This window comes from Micromonospora sp. NPDC051296 (genome assembly GCF_040682255.1).
GTDB classification, from domain to species: domain Bacteria; phylum Actinomycetota; class Actinomycetes; order Mycobacteriales; family Micromonosporaceae; genus Micromonospora; species Micromonospora craterilacus.
The window spans coordinates 1-3,878 of record NZ_JBFBAO010000515.1 but is presented as its reverse complement, the minus strand read 5'-3'; the positions used below and the strand labels follow the sequence as shown (position 1 = coordinate 3,878).

The 3,878-nt window shown below is 74.0% G+C and carries 5 protein-coding genes; 4 read left to right on the top strand and 1 reads right to left on the bottom strand.

All coding sequences use genetic code 11. The features are described 5' to 3' along the window. Nucleotides 1-401: TIGR04222 domain-containing membrane protein (locus AB0M52_RS32090; protein WP_363961462.1), on the bottom strand; the 401-nt coding region annotated here is incomplete at its 3' end. Nucleotides 402-463: 62 nt separating this feature from the next. Here AB0M52_RS32090 and AB0M52_RS32085 point away from each other — a divergent pair. From AB0M52_RS32085 to AB0M52_RS32070, 4 genes are all read left to right on the top strand, one after another. Continuing rightward, nucleotides 464-805 carry a hypothetical protein gene (locus tag AB0M52_RS32085; RefSeq protein ID WP_363961460.1) on the top strand — a complete coding sequence of 114 codons (342 nt, stop codon included), beginning with the start codon at nucleotides 464-466 and terminating at the stop codon, nucleotides 803-805. A gap of 113 nt (nucleotides 806-918) precedes the next feature. Next, nucleotides 919-2,337 (top strand): polyprenol phosphomannose-dependent alpha 1,6 mannosyltransferase MptB, encoded by a 1,419-nt coding sequence (gene mptB, locus AB0M52_RS32080; protein ID WP_363961458.1) that lies wholly within the window; start codon nucleotides 919-921, stop codon nucleotides 2,335-2,337. Beyond that, nucleotides 2,334-3,539 (top strand): glycosyltransferase 87 family protein, encoded by a 1,206-nt coding sequence (locus tag AB0M52_RS32075; protein WP_363961456.1) that lies wholly within the window; start codon nucleotides 2,334-2,336, stop codon nucleotides 3,537-3,539. Before mptB ends, AB0M52_RS32075 begins: the two co-directional genes overlap by 4 nt. Before the next feature lie 80 nt (nucleotides 3,540-3,619). Continuing rightward, on the top strand, nucleotides 3,620-3,878 hold a 259-nt coding region (locus tag AB0M52_RS32070; protein WP_363961454.1), incomplete at its 3' end, for a helix-turn-helix transcriptional regulator.

Genomic DNA, 3,878 nt, shown 5'->3' with positions numbered 1-3,878 from the left:
ACCACCGGTGCGCCGGCCCAGTCCGGTGCGACACCGAGTGCGGCAAGCCGGACGAACAGCAGAGCCGGCAGCGTGATCAACGCCGCCGGGACGACGACACGCCGCCACGGCGAGCGGACCAGGCCCGCCTTGGAGAGCTTCCGTCGTACGTCCCGTAGCGCGGCACGGCTGCGCGGCTTGTTCATCAGTTCACGCGGGCCGACCGTCCCGTACAGGACCCCGTAGAGCGCGCGTTCCAACGGCTCGGTGCCGGCCCGCGGCAACGCCACTCGCTCAACCATGCCCCGGCTGGCTCGGACGGCACCCCTCCGGTGCATTGTGGCCAGCGCCGTCTGGGTGGCCGCCCAGTTGCCGCCGCGGAGCCAGCCGGCCTCGGCCGGCGTGAGGTCATCCGTGTGCATGCGCTCAGTGTCGCGCGCACCACCAACAGCAGGCACGTCCCGGCGCGTCGCTATGTATTCTCGTGGATCATGGGGGAGGGGTCGACCTTTCGCCGCTCGGTGAGCACCCGACCCTGTGGGGGCTGAAGCTCGCCTCCCGCGTCCCGGTCGCGATCGGGCCGCTGGCAGCCCTGCCGGTCCTCGCCCATCTCGACCTGTCCGATGCCGACGTGAGTGACCTGCACCGGGTCACCGAGCTGCGCGGCCTCCGGGTGCTGGAGCTGAGTCTGGCCCAGTGGCGGGAGGTGCGGGAGCACGGTCTGCTGCCGGCCGGGTTGGCTGCCGCAGCGCTGAACGGGTTCGCCCGGCTGGCGGAGGCCGACCAGTGGGCCACCTGGCTGCAAGGGGCTGCCGGGCAGCGGTGAGTGGGCGGCACACCGTGCCGCGGACGGACGTGCGGCTGAGCGGACACTCGGCGGTCGCCTACTGATCTACGAGTGGCCGTCTGGCAGCCAGGTCGCGCTGGCACCATGCCTCGGTGCTGACACCGCTGAGCCCTCCCGCGTACCGCCTCCTCGGAGGGATGGGTGCCACTCTGCTGGCGGTCGCGGGCTGCGGCGCCGGCGCGCTGCCGGTGCAGGACGGCCTCTGGTGGACGGCCCTGCGCCACCTGGACCGGCCGGCGTTGCTTCTCGGTTACGCCGGGCTGACGCTGCTCACGGTGGCCTGGTGGATGGCGGGCCGCGACCTGCGGCGGGCCGGTCCGGAGGGTGCGGCCCGCCCCGACCTCCGCAGCACTGCGATCACCCTGGTCTGCTGGGCCGGGCCGTTGCTGCTCGCGCCGCCGATGTTCTCCCGCGACGCCTACAGCTACCTGGCGCAGGGCGCGATGGTCCTCGCCGACCTGGACGTCTACCAGCTCGGGGTGGCGCACCTCGGCGGGCGGCTTGCCGCCGAGGTGCCGCAGATGTGGCAGCAGACGCCCGCGCCGTACGGGCCGGTCTTCCTGTGGCTCGCCGCCGGGGTCTCGGCGCTCACCGGCGGGCACCTGGCGCTCGGCGTGCTCGCGCTGCGGCTCGTCGCGCTGGCCGGGGTGGCGCTGCTCGTGGTGAACCTGCCCCGCCTGGCCCGGCACTGCGGGGTCGACCCGGCCGCGGCGCTCTGGCTGGGCGTGCTCAATCCGCTCGTACCGCTGCACCTGGTCGCCGGCGCCCACAACGAGGCGGTGATGCTGGGGCTGCTCGTCGTTGGCCTGCGGCTGGCTCTCGCGGATCGGTTCGGCGCGGCGGCCGTGCTGGTCACGCTCGCCGCGCTGGTGAAGGTGCCGGCGCTGTTGGGCCTGCTGGTGGTGGGCTCGCTCGCCGTCCGGCGCATCGGCGTCTCCGCCGCGGTGGCCCGCACCGCCGGCTTCGCGATGCTCACCGGCGCCGCCGTCACCTGGGTGACCGGCATCGGGTACGGCTGGATCGGCGCCCTCGCCACGCCGGCGTACCGGCACAGCTGGTCGATCTCGACGGCTCTCGGCCGGGGCGCGCGGCGCGCGGCGGAGGCGTTCGGCCTGGATCTCGGCACCGCGCCGATGCGTACCAGCGTCGCGGTGGGGCTGCTCGGAGTGCTCGCCGTAGCCGTCGCCGCCTGGTGGTACCGGCACCGGCTCGGCCCAGTCTACGCAGTGAGCCTGGTCCTGCTGGCCGTGGCGCTGCTCGGCCCGGCGACCCGGCCCTGGTACGCGCTGTGGGGCCTGGTCCTGCTCGCGGCGGCAGCCCCGGACGGGCGGCCCCGGCGGGTGGCGGCGCTCGGCGCGGCGCTGCTGGGTTTCGTGGCCCTGCCCAGCGGCTTCGGTCCGGACGCCGAACAGGCGTTGCTCGCAACCGCGGGTGTGCTCGTGGGGCTGTGCACCATTGGTGTGCTCCGGCTGCTCGCCCCGCCGCCGCTCGCGCTGGCGGTGCCCCGGTGACGGCCACCACCGTGGAGGCCGCGCGGGCGCGGGGCCGTACGTGGCGCCGGGTGCTGCTGGTGAGCGGGCTGGCCACGCTGATCGGGGTGGCGATCGCCGTGCTGCCCGGGCACCGGGGCTGGTTCGACATCGGCGTCTACCACGGCGCGGTGCGGCACTGGGCGGCCGGCGGGGAACTCTACGAGTGGGTGACCTGGAACGATTACGGCTTCACCTACCCGCCGTTCGCCGCGATCGTCATGCTGCCGATGGCGGCCCTGCCGTGGTACCCGACGATCGTGGTCAACCTGGCGCTCACCGTCGTGGCGGCCGGATTCCTGCTGTACCTGCTGGTCGATCCCCTCGCACAGCGTGCTGGCTGGTCGCGGTGGTACACCTTCGCGCTGGCCGCCTGCCTGCTCGCCGGGCTCAATCCGATCCGCGACACGGTCAGCTTCGGTCAGGTGAACCTGCTGCTGATGGCGCTGGTCTACCTCGACCTATGGCTGTTGGCGCGGGGACATCGGCTGGCCGGTATCGGCATCGGACTGGCCGCCGCGATCAAGCTGACCCCGGCGGTCTTCGTCGCGTACCTGCTGGTGACCCGGCGGTGGCGGGCCGCCGCGACGGCCGTCGGCACCGCCGGGGCGGCGACCCTGCTCGCGGCGGCCGCGGCCCCGCACGCCACCCGCACCTTCTTCACCGAGGCGCTCTGGGACACCGGGCGGGTCGGGAAGCTGGAGTACGTGTCGAACCAGTCGCTGCTCGGGCTGGTCGCCCGGCTCGACCCGGGGCACCCCGACCGGCTGCTGTGGCTCGCCCTGGTCGCCGCGGCACTCACCGTGTGGTGGGTTCGCGTCCGGCGGGCCGTCGCGTCCGGCGACGAGCGGGCCGGTTTCGCGCTCACCGGCGTGCTGGCGCTGCTGGTCAGCCCGATCACCTGGGTGCACCACCTGGTGTGGCTGGTCCCGGGCCTGGTCGTGGTCGCTGCGGCGACGCTGCCGTGGCCCCCGGCCGGGCCGGCCGCCCGGCGGCGGCTGCGCGCCGGGATCGCCGCGTACGCGGTGCTGTGCAGCGGCGTGGTCTGGGTCTTCGCCAACGGCTTCGGCGGTCCGCACGGCTTCCTCGGCGGCAACGCGTACCTGCTGGTCGCGGTCGGCGTGCTGGTGCTGCTGCCGGTCGGAAGTCGGAAGGCCACGGACCGCGACGTCGCTGTCCCCTAATCGGGCGTTCCAATCCGATTTGGGCGGAAGCGTGCTTAACTGCGGGAGAAAGCGGTGCCCCCGCCCGGGAAGGGATTGGCATGCACGGACGTGAGCTGCGCGGTCTGCTGCATCCGTTCCTCCTGGTCCTGATCCTCGAACGGCCCGGTCACGGGTACGACCTGATCGACCGGCTCCGGGACATGGGAATGCCCGATGTGGAACCCGGCCACGTGTACCGGGTGCTGCGCGGCCTGGAAAGCGACCGGTCGCTGATCTCCGTGTGGCAGACCGCCGGGGCGGGGCCGGCCCGCCGGTGCTACCAGCTCACCGCCAAGGGCCGCGACGATCTCCGGGCGT